Here is a 15647-nt window from a genome sequence, read left to right as displayed (position 1 = left end):
GGCGCTGACGGGGGGCTGCGGGCGTCTGTGCCGCGAGCAGCACGCCAACGACCAGGGCGCCGAGCAGTCGCTGGTCGCGGTCACCGCTCGCTCGAACCGGAGCAAGGCTGGCCAGGACCCGGCCGAGTGGCTGCCGCCCGCCGCCGACGTGCACTGCCGGTATGTGGCCGAGTGGGTGGGCACAAAGCTCCGCTGGGGCCTGGCCTCCGACGAAGCCGAGCTGGATGCCCTGCGGCATGTGGCCATCGGCTGCCCCGGCCAGACAGTGACGTACGAACCGGCCTCATAGCTCCACCGCGCCCCTGCCGCCTTGGGCCGCGGGGGCGCTTCGCGTCACAGAAACGCGTTCATCTCAGAAGCTCGGTGGGCTTGGGGAGCGTGGCGGCGCCCCGGGACCCTTATGTCCCCGTGCGCGTCGACTGGAGATGCTGCGCGGCCGGTGAGGGGCCGCGCACGCAGCGGGTCTCGCCCTGTCCCCGGTCGGCCCCGCACGCTCGCTCCGGTGTGGGTTTCGCTGTCAGGGCCGGTCGAGGGCGTTCGTCACGAGTTCGCGCGCGTACGCGGCATCCAGTCGACCGGGGCGGAAGAGAATGCGGTACATCATCGGCGCCACGACCCGGTCGATCACCCGTTCCGTCTCGGGCACTGCCTCTCCGCGCCGCGTCGCACGGCTCAGGATGGCGTCGATCTGCTCCGCGGCGTAGGCGGAGCACTGGCCGGCATTGGTGCCGTCCGGATCACCGAGGAGCGCATCCCTGATGTACGCACGCCCGGGTGGAGAGGCCATCTCGTCGAGGAACTGCTCCGCCCATGCGTCGAGATCGGCCCGCAGGCTGCCGAGATCGACGGGGTCAGCCTCCGGGCGCAGCCGTTCGACTGCGACGTCGGACAGGAGTTCCTGCAGGTCGCCCCAGCGGCGGTAGATCGTGGAAGGTGTCACGCCGGCCCGGGCCGCCACCAGGGGAACGGTCAGCGCTTCGCGGCCCCTCTCGCCGACAAGTTCCCGGACCGCGGCATGAACGGACTCCTGCACACGGGCGCTGCGACCGCCGGGGCGCGTCATGGGCTTGGGGCTCATGCGTTCCACCTTAATGCGAATAAGTTGCTTCTAGCAGCCCCCGTCCCGTTCTCCGCGACAGGTGCCCGGGGTGGCGCCGCCACCGCGCTGGGCACTGCACCATCTGAAGCCGACGGGCCGAGAACGTCTTTCGGGTGTCCCGGGGCGAGCACGAGCCACCCGGGACTTCCGCCGGTCATCAGGCCGCCACCGGGGCGATGCGCCCCACGTCGGTGGCCGCCTCCTCGTACACCCGCCCAACGCGCAGCACCGTCGCGTCCCGGAAGGGGCGCGCCATCAGCTGCATACCGATCGGCAGTCCGGCGTGATCGTGTCCGACCGGCAGAGTGAGGGCCGGAAAGCCGGTGATGTTGGCCGGGGCGGAGAGGCGGACATAGCTGTCGGACACCGCTTCCACGGTGCCATCGGCCCATTCGACCGTGTCCTGGCCGGACTTCGCGGCCGTCATCGGCACTGTCGGGGCGGCGAGGACGTCGATCCCGTCGAACATGCGGGCCCAGTCGTCGCGCATCATGGTGCGGGCCCGCTGAGCGCGCAGGTAGTCGCCGGCCGATGTGAGTTCGCCGGCCTCGAGCAGGATGCGTACGTCCGGGCTGTACAGGTCGGGGACGGCCCGCAATGACCGCTCGTGGTAGGCCGTGGCCTCGGGAACCATCAGCCCCCACTGGGTGGCCTGGACATAGCGCGCCATCGGGATCTCTACGTCGACGAGCTTCGCACCGAGCTCCGCCAGCCGCTCGATCGCCCGGCGCACGGCCCCCTCGACTTCGGACGAGACCCTGTCGAAGTAGTGATTGCGGGGAATGCCGACCGTGAGCCCCTTGAGATCTCCGCCGCCGGTGAAGTCCACCGGGGGGCCGGACACACTCGCCGGGTCGCGGGGGTCGTACCCGGCTGTCGCGGCCAGCACCAGAGCCGCGTCCCACACGCTGCGGGTGATGGGGCCGACATGGTCCAGGGACCAGGACAGCGAGGTCACACCGGAACGGGGGACGAGACCGTAGGTCGGCTTGAGGCCCACCACGCCGTTGAGTGCGGCGGGGACCCGGATGGAACCTCCCGTGTCGGTGCCCAGGGCGAACGTCGCCTCGCCCGCGGCGACCGCCACCGCCGAGCCGCCGCTCGACCCTCCGGCGACGCGGCTCTGGTCCCAGGCGTTGCTGGTCTGCGGGGTGGTCAGGCCGTAGGCGAATTCATGGGTGTGCGTCTTGCCCAGGAGAACGGCCCCGGCAGCCTTCAGGCGTGCGGCCACCTCGCTGTCGTGGTCCGCGATGTGCCCGGCCCGGACGTCCGAGCTCGCCGTGGTGGGCAGGCCCGTGGCGTCGATCAGGTCCTTGAGGCCCATGGGGATCCCGTGCAGCGGGCTGCGCGGTCCAGTTTCGGAGATTTCCCGCTCGGCGCGAACCGCCGCGGCCAGAGCGGCGTCCGCCGCGACCGTGACGTAGGCACGGAGCCGTCCGTCGACCGCGCCGATGCGGGCCAGTACGGATTCGGTGAGCTCGACCGGGGACAGTTCCCGAGCGCGTACCGCGTGGGCCGCCTCGGCGAGGGACAGTTCAAAGGGTTGCATCGACGTTCTCCTGTCCGGCCCGGTACGAGACCGCGGGGGGCGTGTCGGCGAAGTCGAGTTCCCGCAGCGTGGTGATGACGGAGTGGATGTGGTTGGCGGTCGCAGCCACCCCTTCGTGACGGTCGTCCCCGAGGGTGAGTCCCGCGCGCAGTGCGCCTTGTGCTGCCTGCTGGGGAGTGAGTTCGCTGGTCATGAGAGTCCTTCCAGCTCTGTGCGGTGCATCGGTCCGGGAACTGTCCACGGCCCGCGGCATCTAAAAGCGAATCGTTTGCCTTAAGTGACGGTAGGGCCTACGGTTACTTAAAGCAAACCAGTTGCCTTTAGTGGACGTAAGGGAAGATCAGCATGTCCTCGACCTCACAGCCCAGTGCCCCCGCCGCCGCGCAGGCCCCCTCATGGTCCGTGGGCGATCACACTGTGCGACGCATCGACGAAACAGCCCTTCCCGCCGAGACCGGCCCGTGGCTGCTGCCCGGGGCGACTGCGGATGTCGTCACCCGGACCCCTTGGCTGCGCCCCGACTTCGCCGACGAAGGGGGAGTCCTCCGGCTGGCAAGCCACAGCTTCGCGGTCGAGGTGGACGGGCTGCGGATACTGGTCGACACCGGCATCGGAAACGGAAAGCGGCGCACCAATCCCGCCTGGCACAACCTGAACAGCGACTACGATGCGCGGCTGACGGCGGCAGGCTTCGCACCGGAGACCGTGGACATCGTCATCCTGACCCACCTGCACACCGACCACGTGGGCTGGAACACGCGCTTCGAAGGCGGCAGTTGGGTCCCCACCTTCCCCAACGCGCGCTACCTCACCTCGCATACCGAATGGAACTACTGGGCCGGTGTCGAAATGGAGGAGGCGCGGCAACAGATGTTCCAGGACTCGGTGCACCCCGTCCGGGACGCGGGTCTCTTCGAGCTCGTCGACGTGGCGGACGTGGGCACGGACATCGCGCCGGGCATCCGCCTGCTGCCCAGCCCCGGCCATACTCCGGGCCAAGTGACGGTGGAGCTGAGCAGCCAGGGTGAGAGCGCGCTCATCAGCGGCGACAGCATCCACCACCCGGTCCAGATGGGGCATCCGGAGCTCTGTAGCTGCGTGGACATCGCACCCGAACTCGCCGCCAGGACCCGGCACCGGATGCTCGACTCGCTGGCCGGCACCTCGACCCTGCTGCTCGGCAGCCACTTCCCGCCACCGACCGCCGGACACGTGCGGCGCGAGGGCAATGCGTACCAGCTGGCGCCGACCGCACCCGGGGGCGCAACGGTCCGTGGATGAACGGAGGGCCAGCGTCGCATCTGCCGTCTCAAGGTTCTTGTCCGTCTCGCAGCGCAGCCAGCCCAGTTTCCGGTGGTGCTCGCCGTAGGGCGTGTGCGAGCCGCGGGGGTGTTGCAGGGCGACGGCGATGATGTCGGGTCCGTGGTCGTCGCCCGGGCGCGGGGGAGCGCGCTCTACGAAGGGGCCGACCCGGACGGCGAGGTCCTGGCATGGGCCGGGGGCCAGGGGTCCGGGTCGCGCAGGGCGGCGAGCAGTGCGCGGAACTGGTCGACGGCGGCCTGGTCCTCGGGGCTGCGGGCGCCGGCGCGTGGCCGCAGCGTCGAAAGAAACGGCGCTTCATCGGGTGGCCTCCTGCGTGGGGTCGGGGTGGGCGGTGCCATTGGCGGGCTTTTTGAGGACGCGCGGCAAGTGGACGTGGAGGTGCTCGACTTCGACCTCGCGGCCCCGGTCGTGAAGTGCGCGGGCAAAGATTTCGGTGAGGCCGCTTGCACGTTTCCGGACCAACGATTTGGGAGGCAGTAAGCGGTGAAGGCTGCTGGTGGGAGCACCATTGCACCCGGAAACCACTTGGCGGTAAGCCTGTTCTGGCGACAGGCTCACGGCCATGGAACTCAACGTGCCAGTCAGTGGCGGCGAGGTATGGGCGGATGACACCGGAGGGGATGACCCACCGGTGATGCTCCTGCACCCGGGCGTCGGGGATTCACGAATTTGGGACCGGGTTCTACCGAAGCTGGCCGAACATCACCGGGTGATCCGCTACGACGTACGGGGCTATGGGCGTTCCCCAAAGCCGACGGTGCCCTACTCGCTCCGCGATGACCTGGTGGCTGTGCTTGATCACTTCGGGCTGCGCTCGGTGCCACTGGTTGGATGCAGTATGGGTGGTGGTACGGCGATGAGCTTCGCGCTGACCGCCCCGGAAAGGGTGACCGCCCTCGTGCTGCTCTGTCCAGGCGTCACCGGCTACCCGTGGCCCGAGGAACCTGAGGTCGAGGCGGAGTACGAGGCGCTGGTCGGGGCGGGTGACGTGGAGGGATTGGTGGCGTTCGGACTGCGCGAATGGGCGGCAGCCGGCGCCGATGAGTCCGCTGTGGCCCAGTTGCGGGCCGCAGCTCCGGCCTGGCTCACCGAGGATGAGTACCAGCGAGTGGACCCACCCGTATTTGACCGGCTCCACGAGCTGGACATGCCGGCCATGGTGATGGTGGGGGACCTGGACCGACCGCCACTGATCGAGTGCAACGAGCAGGTGGCCGCACGAATCCCCGGATGCCAGCTCGTGCAGATGTCCGGTGTCGATCATCTTCCGCCGCTGCGCGTTCCTGATCTGGTTGCCACCACTGTGCTGGCGTATTGCGGCGGCAAGTTGCTCGTCGACCACTCGCAGCCACCGCCACCACCGCAGCAGGTCGAAGGTTAGCCGCGGACACTTCCGGGCCGGTTGTACCGGGCGACGAAATCGATCAGATACCGGCGTACCGGCTCCACCGTTCTCCCCTCCTCATCGAAGACCAGCCATGGCACTACGCCCGGGTTTGCGGCGACGCGGCCCCACCGAGGCAGGCGAATCGGGTTGGCGGTGAGTTCGCGGGCGCCGGGTGTTCAGGACGACGTCCTGGACGCGGAGATTGAGGCCGTCCAGGACGAGGATGTGGCGGGCTGCCGCGGGGTCGCGGAGCCGGTCGCGGACGTCCTCGATCCGGTCGGCGGCGGGCGGGACGGGGGAGCTGTCCGGGCCGGTGGGCAGATGCAGATAGGTGAAGAGCGGTTCAAGTGCATCCAGCGGAAGATCGTCCACGCAGTGGTGGACCCTCGTGGTGAACAGCGCGGCAGGGGTCATGGAAGCATCAGCCTTCCGGAGAGCAGGGACGTGACCTCGCCACCCAGCAGCACAGCGCCGTCGTCCACGATGCGCAGGAGCAGATGGCCTTGCCGGGTCGGGTCCTTGGGCCCCTGGCAGACGCGGATGTCGCCGCGGATGCCATCCAGGGCCGCCAGAGCCCCGACCCCCAAAACCGCCCCTCCGGTCGCGCTGTCCTCCGCGCCCGACAGGGACGTGGTGAAGACCCGTACACGCCACTCATCGGCGCTGTCGGGTGCAGACAGCACCAGGCCGTTGGTCCGCGTCCTGGCACACAGTTCCAGGACGTCTTCCGCGTCGATCCGGATGGCCGTGAGCTGGTCGGCGTCCGCGCAGCGCAGCTGGATCCGGCTGCGGGACTGTCGGATGATCACCGGCCTTGCCGCGGACGCCGGATCGGCGCGGACGAAGTGTGGCCAGTCGGTTTCCTCCAGTTCGGGCGGGCCGGTGTCCTCGTGACGGGCCCAGCTGATTGGGCCCTCGCGGTGGACCACCAACTGCTCGCCGCGCTCGTGCCTTACGCACCAGGGCGTGCGGTCCGGCACGTCCAGGGCGGTCAGCACGGCCAACGAGGTCTGCAGACACTGCCCGAGCTCCTCGGCAGGCGAGAAGGTGCGCAGCACCACACTGCCGGAGTCGACCGAGGTGATGAACGCCGTGTCCGGCACGCCCAGTACCTCGGCCGAGGCTGCCAGGTTGGCGACGGGCAGCCCTGGCGGGACCACCACGGTGTGGTTGCCGCCTGTCGTTCCGCGTGCGAAGACCCGGCCCCACCACGTTTCACCATTCATCGGTCCGGCCGATCGGTCCGTCCCGTGGATCATCCGTTGCTCCGTACTGCGTCCGCCTCCGCTGTCAGGGCCTCGGCCAGAACGGAGACCGAGCGCAGCAGCTCGTTTTCCGAGATTGTCAGGGGTGGGGTCCACTTGACGACCGAGCCGTCAGCACCGCCACGCAAGGCGAGCACACCGAACTCCCGCATCCGGCGGACCACGGACCGGGTGAAGGCCCCCCGGTCATTGCCAGGAGCTGCTGCGACCCGGACCCCGGTCATCAGACCGCGCCCGATCGTCTCCAAACGCACCTCCGGAACATCGGGGCCGCCCACAGCCCTCACCAGAACGTCGCCCAGCACGGCGGCACGCTGCGGCAGTTGCTCGCCCAGCAGCCTGTCGATGACCACCGAGCCTGCGGCGCAGTCAACAGGATTCGCGGAGAATGTGCTGGTCTGGCGCAGTGGCGGGACGGCCTCGAGCAGCGCCCGAGGCCCGGCGACCAGCGAGACCGGCAGTCCGCCGCCCAGCGCCTTGCCCAGCACGACGAGATCCGGCACGACGTCCTCGTGCTGGAAGCCGAACATCGCTGGCGTCGGGCCGCAGCCACGGCGAGACGTCCACCGCCAGGACCAGCCGGCCATCAGCCGCCCGAGGCAACGGAACCCGACCAGACCCCGCCGCAGCCGTGCGACATCTACCCCGCCGCGGTTGAGGCCGGCGTAGAGGGCGCCGTGTCCCCGACGGTGCTCCGGCGCCAGGGCCAGGTCGACCAGCGACCGCACCGGTCCGTCCGTACACAGCACGGCGTCGGTCAGCTCGAAGAGCGCGTCCGCGCGGGCGGTCAAGCAGTCGTAGAAGTCGGTCCGGAACCGAGACAACACGGTCAGGGACTCGACGCGGACAGCGTCGTGCAGCAACTCACCCTCGCGGCCTTGACATGAGCAACAGCGTCTCGACAACGCACATGATCACGCAAAGCCGTACCCCTGGCCAAGCGAACGACCAACCCCGTGGCCCACGAGCCGAACAGATCCGCAAACTCAGAAGCGGGTGCGGTCCGTGCTCCGCGAATCCGCGACGCGACGATCCTCATAGATCTGGCCGGCCCGGGCCGACTCCCGCCAGGGGCGCGCCTTGTTCAGCGCGATGTCGAGGTTCGGGTCGGCCCGGTCGAGGTCCACGCAGGCCAGGGCAGCCGTGCCATCGGCCGGGCAGCGGGCCAGCCAGGATCCGTGAGGACCGATGACGCCTGCGGGCATCGCGGCACTGCACTGCGCCGGGACGGACACGCTGACCCAGTAGGTGTGTGCGGCTGCGTGTCCACGGGCCAGCACGCCGAATACCGGGTCCTCTGAGAACGAGGAGAGCAGGACGCAGTCCACTCCCAGCTCGCGGTACTCGATGAAGAGCTCCGGGAAGGTGACCTCTATACACAGGGCGCTGCCGAACCGGAAGCCGTCGATGTCGAAGGTGAAGGGTGTGAACCCGGGTGAGTACCAGCCGGTGATCTCCGTGTGGGAGCACCGGCGCTTGTCGTAGCGGCCGCGCAGCTGTCCCCCGTCAGAGATCACGTACATGCTGTTGTGCGGCCGGTTCGGCGGGGTCAGACGGTGGCTGGAGCCCACAACGACCCAGAGGCCGAGATCGGCCGCCGCCTTGGTGGTCAGCTCCAGCTGGTTCTGTACCGCCGCCCAGTCGATGAACCAGCCCGCCAGTGCCTGTTTCGCCTCAGCACCCGAGGGATAGCCCGAGATCGCACCCTCTGGGAAGTGCACGAGTCGGGCACCCGCCTCCCGGGCCGCCACCATCAACTCACGGACCGCCGCCCCGTTGGCCAAAGGGTCACAGGTGACCGGGCTCTGCGCGACTGCTATCCGAATGCCGTCTGACACAAAGCAGTTGTACCCCATCGTCACCAGCCCGGGAGGTCAAACAACAAGCTGAGGAACACGCGGTCGAGCAGCCCGTCGCCCGGATCCTCTTCGAGACTCATGTCAGGGCCCCGGCGGATCATGTTAAAGCGCGTCACGACGCTGCTGGGCCTGAACACCGACGCCGTAGCCGACCACGCCGAGGCCAGCGCCACGGTCGTCAAGATCCTGCGCACACTCACCACAACGGTGCAGGGCCTGGCCGAACTGCGCAACCAGCTCGGCGCGACGCCGAGCAGCCACGTACCGCGACCGCCGTCGCCACCCACCCCACCAGCGCGCACAGCCGCACGCCCCAGACCAGCACCCAGAGCAGCACAGAGTGCATGAGCGGCCCCCGACTCACATCGACTCACAACTCGAACAGCATGCTCGCCGTGCGGGCTATCGTGATCGCGATTGGGCTCACGTGTCAGAACCGTAACCAGGAGACTCACCATGACAAATGTCCCGGGACACGACGACTTAGCCGGCCACCCGTCCAGGCGTCGCTTCGGCCAACTAGCCGCCCTCGGACTGGCTGCCGCTGCCGGCTCGGCAGCTCTCGCCTCACCAGCCGTGGCCGTCGGAGCGGAAGCACAGGAGTACTACGACCGGGCCCGCAGGCTGGCCGGGAGCGATCCGGTCCTCCTCGCCCTCGTGAGGGCTCTGACCCCTGACATCGACTTTCCCAGCCCGCCCGCGCCGAAGCCGCTGAAGATCTTCGACAACTTGGCCTTTCTGAGCGCGGGTTGGATCTCCGCCATGGCGGTGTTGACCGACGACGGGATCGTACTGATTGACGCACTCACCTCCCCCGGGGAGGCCGAGAGCATTCTCGTACCCGGGTTGCGCGAGTTGGGAGCCGATCCGGAGACGATCAAGTACGTCGTTGTCACCCATGGCCACGATGACCATTTCGGCGGCGCGCAGTACCTCGCCGACCGCTACGGAGCACGTGTTCTGATGACGCCGGCCGACTGGGACCTCATCGCCCGAACCCGTCCGGACAATGCCCCCACCCGGGACCTGGAGATCGCGGACGGGCAACAGCTCACGCTCGGCGGGACGACGATCCAACTGCACTGCACCCCGGGCCACACCTCGGGTACCGTCTCACCGATCATCCCGGTGCGGGCGGGCCGCGAGCGCCACACAGCCATGCTGTGGGGCGGCATGAACCCGCCCACCGCACTCACGGACCTGCGCATCTACCTGGCGTCCGTCCACTCCTTCCGGGAACGGATCCGGCAGGCGAACGTGGACGTGGAACTGTCCAACCACCCCAACGACTACGGCCTCCAACGCGCTGAGCAGCTTCGGAACCGGCCCGACGGACTCAACCCCTTCGTACTGGGCCGACCGCGGACGCAGCGGTACATGGCGGTGATGGACCTCATGCTGCGCGGGAGGATCGCCGATGCCGAAGCGGCCGAACCCCTGGGCGGCGCCCTCCTCCAGGCTGACCGCCACCACCCCCGATGACTGCCGCTCTGCCACACACTGTGTCGGGGCACACGACATGGGCGAGGCCCAGAGACCACCTGTGGGTCGGTTGAGGTCGGTCACACTGTCGCTGCGGCGAGGGGTGGGACCCGACCAGCCGGTGTGGCGGGTCGTCGGCCGGGGCGAGGACCCCCGCGCCCTGGACGCGTTGCCGAAGGCGCGCTGAGCACGGACGGCAGCGGCGGCCATCCGGCCATCCAGGGCTGCCGAACAGTTCGACGTCGCCGGGGGAGAGGTCGGGGCGGGCGCGGCACCAGCGGGCCGGGTGCGGCCGGCGTCCGGCACTGTCTTTGGCGACGTCCACCTCCACCACCATTTCGGGCCGTACGAGGGTGACCACAGCGGAGCAGACGATGCGGGACGCCGGTCGGCCCGGCGTACGGCTGCGCTGCTACCTGGACCCGCTCCGGCAGCTCACCGCGGCCGCCGTGGTCTGCCCGACCATGGCGCCGACCCCGGCCCGGCCCTGACTTATAACTGGCCGCCGCCTTCGCCGAACAGCGGCACCTCCTGGACGTCGACGTCCGCGCGGATGCCGTGGGGGCGGGCCGGATGCCGTCACCGTCCCGTGCGGTCGCGGGCGACATCGACGTCGACTTCCATCACGACATCCGGCCGCACCAGGACGGCATCGAGGGTGCGTTGCGTTCCCCAGCCCTGCCGAGAACATCCAGCCCGTCCACGGATGCGCGCCGCGCGGCGGGGCCAGTTGTCCGCCACAGCGCGGCCGGGGACAGAGTGGAGGTGCGGCCGACGTACCGCAGGCGGCCCGCCGGGTCGTAGCGGCCCCGCAGCAGCGTGCCAACTGCCTCGGGATGGCAGACGCTGGGGGCGTCTTATGAGGAGGGGTATGCCGAATTTGATCAGGCGTCAGGAGGTGTCCGCGGAGGTCGACTTCGGTGTATGGGCCTTGCAGGACTGCGATGACACGCAGGTGCCTGTCACGTTTCCCGGTGGATTCGAGCGAGGCCCGTTTCTCTCCGCCCGGGAGGGTGGCTTGGACTTCACGAGTGCGGGGCACACCCACACGGCCAGTCTCACCGTGGAGGTCTGGGATGCCGATCCGGCCGTTCCTGCCGGTCTGTGGGAGGTGACGGCCGAGGCGAGCGTGTATTGCTCGTCGGGCAAGTTGCGCGCGCGGAGCGTGGCGGGTGGTCCTATGCCCGGCAGTATCGAGCTGTCGGACGGGCCGGGTACGTGGAGTGTGCGTGTGGTGAGCGCTGGGCGTCGTCAGGTCGCTGAGCTCGCTGCACGCGAGGTGCCGGAGGGCGTGGAACGGTACACGGCGCAGTTCTGGCCACAGCTGTAGCCAGCATGGTGCGGGCCGGACGGATTTGTACGTCCGGCCCGCAGCGGGCGATCCGGCGAATGACACGAATGTTCGATCAACGCCCCGGCCGTGATCCGGCATACGGAACCGATGACGTCGTGCTGCTCGCTAGTGCTTTGAGTGCCGCGGATTGCTGAGCCCTGGTGCCACGACGGAGCGCCCGGCGCTCCTCTTGCAGCGCCGGGGGCTCCGTTGCGGTTGGGTCAGGCTTTGACCTCACGAGTCAGTTTTGACTCCCACGGGCACCAGTTGGAGCCGGGGAGGAACGCTCCGCCGGCCTCATCCAAATGGTCCTCGACGTAGCCCGCGGAGGCGTCGGAATCCTCACGCGTGTCCGTCCCCACGTCGAAGAAGCTGATGGTGGCTGGGTCGAGGTGGTAGCTGAAGTCCGGGTTGTAGGACGCCTTCTTCTTCACGATTCTGCCCGCGACGTGGGGCTTGCTCCTCTCCGCACCGCTCAGGACCTTGCGGGCGTGGGCGATCAGGGTGTCATTGGTCAGTTCGAAGATGAACTCCTTGCCCTGGCCGGGCGGCGTCTGGAACGCGAAACGAGCGGTTGCCATGGTGATGCGCTTCATCGTCGACGGGGGTGCCGGGTTCGAGCACGCCAGGCAATACTTACGCAAAGTATGCAAATAATCACTTTGAGCACTCATTCGTGAGCGTGTGCATCCGCATCGACTACATCATGCTCCGCTGCGGCCCTCACGGGCCCACGCTGCGCATCACCTCCTGCCAGCGCGTGCTGGCGGGCCCGGTGAACGGCTTGTACGCAAGCGATCACTACGGTCTGGTCGCCGACCTGTCCCTTCCTGACCACACGCCAGGTCAGTGGAGGAGCTCTCACCAGCAGTGGAACCCTGGCCTACCAGCCGACTGAGTCTCAACTGGGCTTCTGGTGCCCAGCCTGAATGGGTGTCGGGAGCTCAGGGCACCGTGGGGCCGCTGCCCGACGATCCAGGCTCCGAGGTCTTCGCCCTGCACGACCACCTCACGTGGCCCGGCGGGCAGGGCGCCTCCCGCCTTGCCCGCCCTCCTCGTCCACCGGCTTCAGCTGCTCCCCGCCTGCGGGGATGGTCCCGGCGCGTTGTCTGCAGATCTCAGCCGGCGAGCTTGTTGGTCTTGCGGACCTGTCCGTCGAAGACCCCGGCGGGAAGGATACGGTGCGCCGCGCTGAGGAGCCGGGCGCTCCGGCCGGCGGTGTACCGCACCCTCGGCTTGGAGTCGGTGGCGGCCGCGACGATCGCCTCCGCGACGGTGGCGGGGTCGTCGCCGTCCTCGTTGACCGCCAAGGCCAGCTTGTCGGCGATGCGCCGCTGCTCCGCGTAGATTTGCATGGGCATGTCGGGCTCGACCGTGTTCGCCTCGAACGAGGATTTGGTACCGCCCGGCTGGACGATAAGGGCCCGGACTCCGTGTTCGCGGATCTCGTGGTCCAGGGACTCGGTGTACCCCTCGAGCGCGTGCTTGGACGCCGAGTAGGTGGCCATGTAGGGCGCGGGGAGGAACCCGAGGATCGACGAGACGTTGATGATGCGCCCGCTTCCCTGGGCGCGCATGTGCGGGAGAACGGCCTTGGTCATGCGCATCACACCGAAGACGTTGATGTTGAAGAGGTGCTGGGCCTGGGCGAGAGAGTTTTCCTCGGCGGCGCCCGAGGAGCCGATGCCCGCGTTGTTGACCAGGATGTCGATCCGCCCGAACCGCTCGATCACCTGCTCGACCGCGGCGGCGACCGAGTCGTCGCTGCCCACGTCGAGGGCGAGGAACGTCACGCCGTCGCGACGGTCGGCTCCCGATGTCTTCCGGCTCGTTCCCACTGTCTCGAAACCCGCTGCGGCGAGCGCGAGGGCGGCCGCCTTTCCGATACCGGTGGACGCGCCTGTCACGAGGGCCACCGGTCGGGCTGTTGTTGTCATGATGGCCTCCAGAGCCAATTGAATTACATTCGTATGCCTTACGCTCGTACGACCATATGGGGGTCGGCTGCCGATGGCAAGTGGTCACGTCCTGTGATTCGAGAAAGATCCGGGAAGTGTGGGGTGCGGTAGGGGAAGACCACGAGCGGACGACGAGCTGGCCCTCTCCCGCGTTCGCCGCCTCCGTCGTCGTCGGGCTGGTCCCGCTCCTGCACCCTGTACGCCACCATTGGGCGACGCACCGGGCAGCGGCACGACCCCGCACTGATCGCGCTCGGCGCTATGACCGCAGCCGCACTCGCGCTCGTACCCGGCCCGTACGCCCTGCTGGTCGCCCTCCCGGGTGCAGGACCGGGTCACCGGCGGAACACCCGGCTCTGCAGGTGCCCGGACTGTGAGCTTCCGTCGAGTCGTGTGCACAGCTGCTACGAGCGTCGGCTGGCCGATACCGGTCGGCGACCAGCCGGTGCTGATTGAGCTGACCGTGCGGCGGTTGTACTGCGATAACGCCCCGTGTGGGCGTCGTACGTTCGTCGAGCAGGTCGGGGGGGCTGACGTTTCGGTACGGAAGACGGACGCCTGCTTCGCGCCGGCTGGCCGTAATGCTGCACAGTGCGGTCAGTCGTATGACACTGCTGCCGCTAGTGATGGCGCTTCCTGATCCCTCCTGGCCGCATGGCTCAGCGAACACCCTGGCGTCGAGGTGATCTGCCGAGATCGCGCCGGTTCCTACGCTGAAGGCGCCCGCCTCGGAGCTCCACAGGCGGTCGAGGTCGGTGACCGCTCTCACCTGTGGCAAAACCTGGGAACCGCGATGGGACAATGCGTGCGTCTGCACAACGAATGCCTGCGACCACCCGGCTCGTGTCCCGGTGACCTGCCGGACCGTCCTTTCGCCGCCGAACCGCCGTCGGCGAAGGAGATGTCGCCGATCGAAGCCCGCATCCGTGAACGTCACGCCCTCGTCCACGCCCTCCTCGACTGCTCAGACGGTGACTGAGTGGGGAAGACAACGAGCGCGAAGTATCTCGGCACCCGAGGAGGCGGCTGCAGGACTACGTGGACGCGGAAGACGTCACCCAAATGAGCGACGCCCGCCGGTCGGCGAGGACTTTGCCACGCCCTCAGGACACTTGACCTTGCCCAGAGGTGAAGGCCGACAGTGTCAGTGGCGACCAAGCCGACGAGCTGAGCGCACTTGGCTCTGACCGAACCCGGACGAGAGGAACCCACATGAACGACGACGCTCTCCTGGCAGAGCAAATGGCCTACTACAAGGCTGGCGCGGCCGAGTACGACCGGCCCTACGCAGAGTACGAAGACCTGCAGACATTACTGGCTGCCGTCGATGACCTCCCGATCGCCGGGGACGTGCTGGAGCTGGCCTGCGGAACGGGCCAATGGACCTCGAGGCTCGCCGCGCGGGCTCACTCCGTGACGGCTGTCGACGCGTCACCCGAAGTGCTGGCCCTCGCCCGTGCGCGCACCGCATCCCCCACCGTCCAGTTTCTTGAGGCCGACCTGTTCGAGTGGCAGCCACCACGACGCTACGACACCGTGTTCTTCGCCTTCTGGCTATCCCACGTCCCGCCGACACAGCTACCCGACTTCTGGAACACCGTCGCCACCGCGCTCGCGCCGGGCGGCAAAGCAATCTTCATCGACGACGGCCCCGCCGCAGCCGCCTACGAGCAGGTCCTCGCGGACCAGCCGACCCCGACCGCGCTTCGCCAGCTCGACGACGGCAGCCAGTACCGCATCGTGAAGGTCTTCCACGATGCCCAGACACTCACAGACGACCTCACAGCTCTGGGGTGGTCGGTCCGCATCCGGTCTATGGCCGGGAACTTCATCGGCATTGCCGAACCGCCGCCCACCCCTGGCTGAGAAGCGGCAACACGCAGGCGAACCAGATCACCTGAGACCGTAGGCGAATCGGACCAGACCACCTGAGGCAGAGTGCAGATACCGGATGAGTGTCTCAGTTGCCCGTGGCGGATCCGATGCCGGCTGCTGCCCTGCCGCCGGCTGGCCATCGGGCGGACCAGTCCCGACCTGCGCATCTCCCTGCTGAGGAGGGTCCCGGCCTCCCAACCCGCTGAAGGCCGTCCTGGAAGAGGCGCACGGCCCGGCCGGCACCGGGCGCCACGGACCTCGTCGACATCGGGCTCACCGGCCGCGGGCCGCTGTGCCAGCCTGGCGTCCGCTGTCCGCCAGGTGACGAGCTACAGCCCCGAGGCCCCGTCGGTTCTGCGCATGCCGTCCGGCACCGCCCCGGTGCGGCTCCGGGTCCGCGAGGCGGAACGGATCCCCGCCCTGCCGCCTTCCTCGGCCGTGCCCGCCGAACTCCAGGAACGGACGCTCTTCGTCGGCGTGGTCCCCCTTCCCCCGGGCTGGCGGCCGGGCTGACTCC

General features: G+C 68.7%; 18 protein-coding genes and 2 pseudogenes. 9 read left to right on the top strand and 11 right to left on the bottom strand.

Annotated features, from left to right (window positions below):
* Positions 1 to 31: 31 nt before the first annotated feature.
* Positions 32 to 289 (top strand): annotated as a pseudogene (locus OHA64_RS01325) (HNH endonuclease); the annotation flags it as partial.
* 228 nt (positions 290 to 517) lie between these two features.
* Here OHA64_RS01325 and OHA64_RS01320 read toward each other — a convergent pair.
* The 3 genes from OHA64_RS01320 to OHA64_RS01310 all read right to left on the bottom strand — a co-directional run bounded on the left by OHA64_RS01320 (position 518) and on the right by OHA64_RS01310 (position 2841).
* Positions 518 to 1078: a TetR/AcrR family transcriptional regulator gene (locus OHA64_RS01320; RefSeq protein WP_405606682.1), complete on the bottom strand. Its 561-nt coding sequence runs from the start codon at positions 1076 to 1078 to the stop codon at positions 518 to 520.
* A gap of 178 nt (positions 1079 to 1256) precedes the next feature.
* The gene (locus tag OHA64_RS01315) at positions 1257 to 2648 is read right to left on the bottom strand and encodes an amidase (RefSeq protein ID WP_405606680.1); all 1392 of its coding nucleotides are present in this window, start codon (positions 2646 to 2648) and stop codon (positions 1257 to 1259) included.
* The gene (locus OHA64_RS01310; protein ID WP_405606678.1) at positions 2635 to 2841 is read right to left on the bottom strand and encodes a hypothetical protein; all 207 of its coding nucleotides are present in this window, start codon (positions 2839 to 2841) and stop codon (positions 2635 to 2637) included. Before OHA64_RS01310 ends, OHA64_RS01315 begins: the two co-directional genes overlap by 14 nt.
* A gap of 152 nt (positions 2842 to 2993) precedes the next feature.
* Here OHA64_RS01310 and OHA64_RS01305 point away from each other — a divergent pair, with 152 nt between their 5' ends.
* Positions 2994 to 3929, top strand: a complete 936-nt coding sequence (locus tag OHA64_RS01305) for an MBL fold metallo-hydrolase (protein ID WP_405606676.1) — start codon at positions 2994 to 2996, stop codon at positions 3927 to 3929.
* Between the two features lie 173 nt (positions 3930 to 4102).
* Here the strand turns inward: OHA64_RS01305 and OHA64_RS01300 are convergent, their stop codons facing one another.
* Positions 4103 to 4309, bottom strand: a complete 207-nt coding sequence (locus OHA64_RS01300; RefSeq protein WP_405606674.1) for a hypothetical protein — start codon at positions 4307 to 4309, stop codon at positions 4103 to 4105.
* A 224-nt stretch (positions 4310 to 4533) separates the two neighbouring features.
* Between OHA64_RS01300 and OHA64_RS01295 the strand changes: the two genes are divergently transcribed.
* Positions 4534 to 5352 carry an alpha/beta fold hydrolase gene (locus OHA64_RS01295; protein ID WP_405606672.1) on the top strand — a complete coding sequence of 273 codons (819 nt, stop codon included), beginning with the start codon at positions 4534 to 4536 and terminating at the stop codon, positions 5350 to 5352.
* A gap of 81 nt (positions 5353 to 5433) precedes the next feature.
* Here OHA64_RS01295 and OHA64_RS01290 read toward each other — a convergent pair whose 3' ends face one another.
* The 5 genes and pseudogenes from OHA64_RS01290 to OHA64_RS01270 form a co-directional block, all read right to left on the bottom strand.
* A complete protein-coding gene (locus tag OHA64_RS01290) occupies positions 5434 to 5772 on the bottom strand; it encodes a hypothetical protein (protein WP_405606670.1) in 339 nt (112 codons plus the stop codon).
* Positions 5769 to 6584, bottom strand: a complete 816-nt coding sequence (locus tag OHA64_RS01285; protein ID WP_405606668.1) for a PhzF family phenazine biosynthesis protein — start codon at positions 6582 to 6584, stop codon at positions 5769 to 5771. Before OHA64_RS01285 ends, OHA64_RS01290 begins: the two co-directional genes overlap by 4 nt.
* A gap of 29 nt (positions 6585 to 6613) precedes the next feature.
* Positions 6614 to 7153 carry an aminotransferase class III-fold pyridoxal phosphate-dependent enzyme gene (locus OHA64_RS01280; RefSeq protein ID WP_405606666.1) on the bottom strand — a complete coding sequence of 180 codons (540 nt, stop codon included), beginning with the start codon at positions 7151 to 7153 and terminating at the stop codon, positions 6614 to 6616.
* 4 nt (positions 7154 to 7157) lie between these two features.
* Positions 7158 to 7483: pseudogene (locus OHA64_RS01275) on the bottom strand (transposase); the annotation flags it as partial.
* 126 nt (positions 7484 to 7609) lie between these two features.
* A complete protein-coding gene (locus OHA64_RS01270) occupies positions 7610 to 8461 on the bottom strand; it encodes a carbon-nitrogen hydrolase family protein (RefSeq protein ID WP_405606664.1) in 852 nt (283 codons plus the stop codon).
* 120 nt (positions 8462 to 8581) lie between these two features.
* Here OHA64_RS01270 and OHA64_RS01265 point away from each other — a divergent pair, with 120 nt between their 5' ends.
* The 4 genes from OHA64_RS01265 (at position 8582) to OHA64_RS01250 (ending at position 11294) form a co-directional block, all read left to right on the top strand.
* On the top strand, positions 8582 to 8830 hold the full coding sequence (locus OHA64_RS01265) for an abortive infection family protein (protein WP_405606662.1): 249 nt from the start codon (positions 8582 to 8584) through the stop codon (positions 8828 to 8830).
* Between the two features lie 108 nt (positions 8831 to 8938).
* Complete coding sequence (locus OHA64_RS01260; RefSeq protein ID WP_405606660.1) at positions 8939 to 9964, top strand: MBL fold metallo-hydrolase; 1026 nt, start codon at positions 8939 to 8941, stop codon at positions 9962 to 9964.
* 353 nt (positions 9965 to 10317) lie between these two features.
* Positions 10318 to 10455 carry a DUF6207 family protein gene (locus OHA64_RS01255; RefSeq protein ID WP_405606658.1) on the top strand — a complete coding sequence of 46 codons (138 nt, stop codon included), beginning with the start codon at positions 10318 to 10320 and terminating at the stop codon, positions 10453 to 10455.
* Positions 10456 to 10835: 380 nt separating this feature from the next.
* Positions 10836 to 11294 carry a hypothetical protein gene (locus tag OHA64_RS01250; RefSeq protein ID WP_405606656.1) on the top strand — a complete coding sequence of 153 codons (459 nt, stop codon included), beginning with the start codon at positions 10836 to 10838 and terminating at the stop codon, positions 11292 to 11294.
* Between the two features lie 224 nt (positions 11295 to 11518).
* On the opposite strand, the gene OHA64_RS01245 is transcribed toward OHA64_RS01250, so the two are convergent.
* Both OHA64_RS01245 and OHA64_RS01240 read right to left on the bottom strand, forming a co-directional pair.
* Positions 11519 to 11878 (bottom strand): calmodulin, encoded by a 360-nt coding sequence (locus OHA64_RS01245; protein WP_405606654.1) that lies wholly within the window; start codon positions 11876 to 11878, stop codon positions 11519 to 11521.
* A 537-nt stretch (positions 11879 to 12415) separates the two neighbouring features.
* A complete protein-coding gene (locus tag OHA64_RS01240; RefSeq protein WP_405606652.1) occupies positions 12416 to 13234 on the bottom strand; it encodes an oxidoreductase in 819 nt (272 codons plus the stop codon).
* Between the two features lie 1233 nt (positions 13235 to 14467).
* On the opposite strand from OHA64_RS01240, the gene OHA64_RS01235 reads away from it, so the two are divergent.
* Positions 14468 to 15121 carry a class I SAM-dependent methyltransferase gene (locus OHA64_RS01235; protein WP_405606650.1) on the top strand — a complete coding sequence of 218 codons (654 nt, stop codon included), beginning with the start codon at positions 14468 to 14470 and terminating at the stop codon, positions 15119 to 15121.
* Positions 15122 to 15451: 330 nt separating this feature from the next.
* Positions 15452 to 15643 (top strand): hypothetical protein, encoded by a 192-nt coding sequence (locus OHA64_RS01230; protein WP_405606648.1) that lies wholly within the window; start codon positions 15452 to 15454, stop codon positions 15641 to 15643.
* Positions 15644 to 15647 lie beyond the last annotated feature (4 nt).

The sequence above is a fragment of the Streptomyces sp. NBC_00076 genome, assembly GCF_045041235.1.
Classification (GTDB): domain Bacteria; phylum Actinomycetota; class Actinomycetes; order Streptomycetales; family Streptomycetaceae; genus Streptomyces.
This window is presented reverse-complemented; position numbering and strand designations above follow the sequence as displayed.

Excerpts from the sequence above, each read along its gene's own strand:
- OHA64_RS01320 (WP_405606682.1), bottom strand. The coding sequence starts at position 1,078 with ATGAGCCCCAAGCCCATGACGCGCCCCGGCGGTCGCAGCGCCCGTGTG.
- OHA64_RS01315 (WP_405606680.1), bottom strand. The coding sequence starts at position 2,648 with ATGCAACCCTTTGAACTGTCCCTCGCCGAGGCGGCCCACGCGGTACGC.
- OHA64_RS01310 (WP_405606678.1), bottom strand. The coding sequence starts at position 2,841 with ATGACCAGCGAACTCACTCCCCAGCAGGCAGCACAAGGCGCACTGCGC.
- OHA64_RS01305 (WP_405606676.1), top strand. The coding sequence starts at position 2,994 with ATGTCCTCGACCTCACAGCCCAGTGCCCCCGCCGCCGCGCAGGCCCCC.
- OHA64_RS01300 (WP_405606674.1), bottom strand. The coding sequence starts at position 4,309 with ATGGCACCGCCCACCCCGACCCCACGCAGGAGGCCACCCGATGAAGCG.
- OHA64_RS01295 (WP_405606672.1), top strand. The coding sequence starts at position 4,534 with ATGGAACTCAACGTGCCAGTCAGTGGCGGCGAGGTATGGGCGGATGAC.
- OHA64_RS01290 (WP_405606670.1), bottom strand. The coding sequence starts at position 5,772 with ATGACCCCTGCCGCGCTGTTCACCACGAGGGTCCACCACTGCGTGGAC.
- OHA64_RS01285 (WP_405606668.1), bottom strand. The coding sequence starts at position 6,584 with ATGAATGGTGAAACGTGGTGGGGCCGGGTCTTCGCACGCGGAACGACA.
- OHA64_RS01280 (WP_405606666.1), bottom strand. The coding sequence starts at position 7,153 with ATGTTCGGCTTCCAGCACGAGGACGTCGTGCCGGATCTCGTCGTGCTG.
- OHA64_RS01265 (WP_405606662.1), top strand. The coding sequence starts at position 8,582 with ATGTTAAAGCGCGTCACGACGCTGCTGGGCCTGAACACCGACGCCGTA.
- OHA64_RS01260 (WP_405606660.1), top strand. The coding sequence starts at position 8,939 with ATGACAAATGTCCCGGGACACGACGACTTAGCCGGCCACCCGTCCAGG.
- OHA64_RS01250 (WP_405606656.1), top strand. The coding sequence starts at position 10,836 with ATGCCGAATTTGATCAGGCGTCAGGAGGTGTCCGCGGAGGTCGACTTC.
- OHA64_RS01245 (WP_405606654.1), bottom strand. The coding sequence starts at position 11,878 with ATGGCAACCGCTCGTTTCGCGTTCCAGACGCCGCCCGGCCAGGGCAAG.
- OHA64_RS01240 (WP_405606652.1), bottom strand. The coding sequence starts at position 13,234 with ATGACAACAACAGCCCGACCGGTGGCCCTCGTGACAGGCGCGTCCACC.
- OHA64_RS01235 (WP_405606650.1), top strand. The coding sequence starts at position 14,468 with ATGAACGACGACGCTCTCCTGGCAGAGCAAATGGCCTACTACAAGGCT.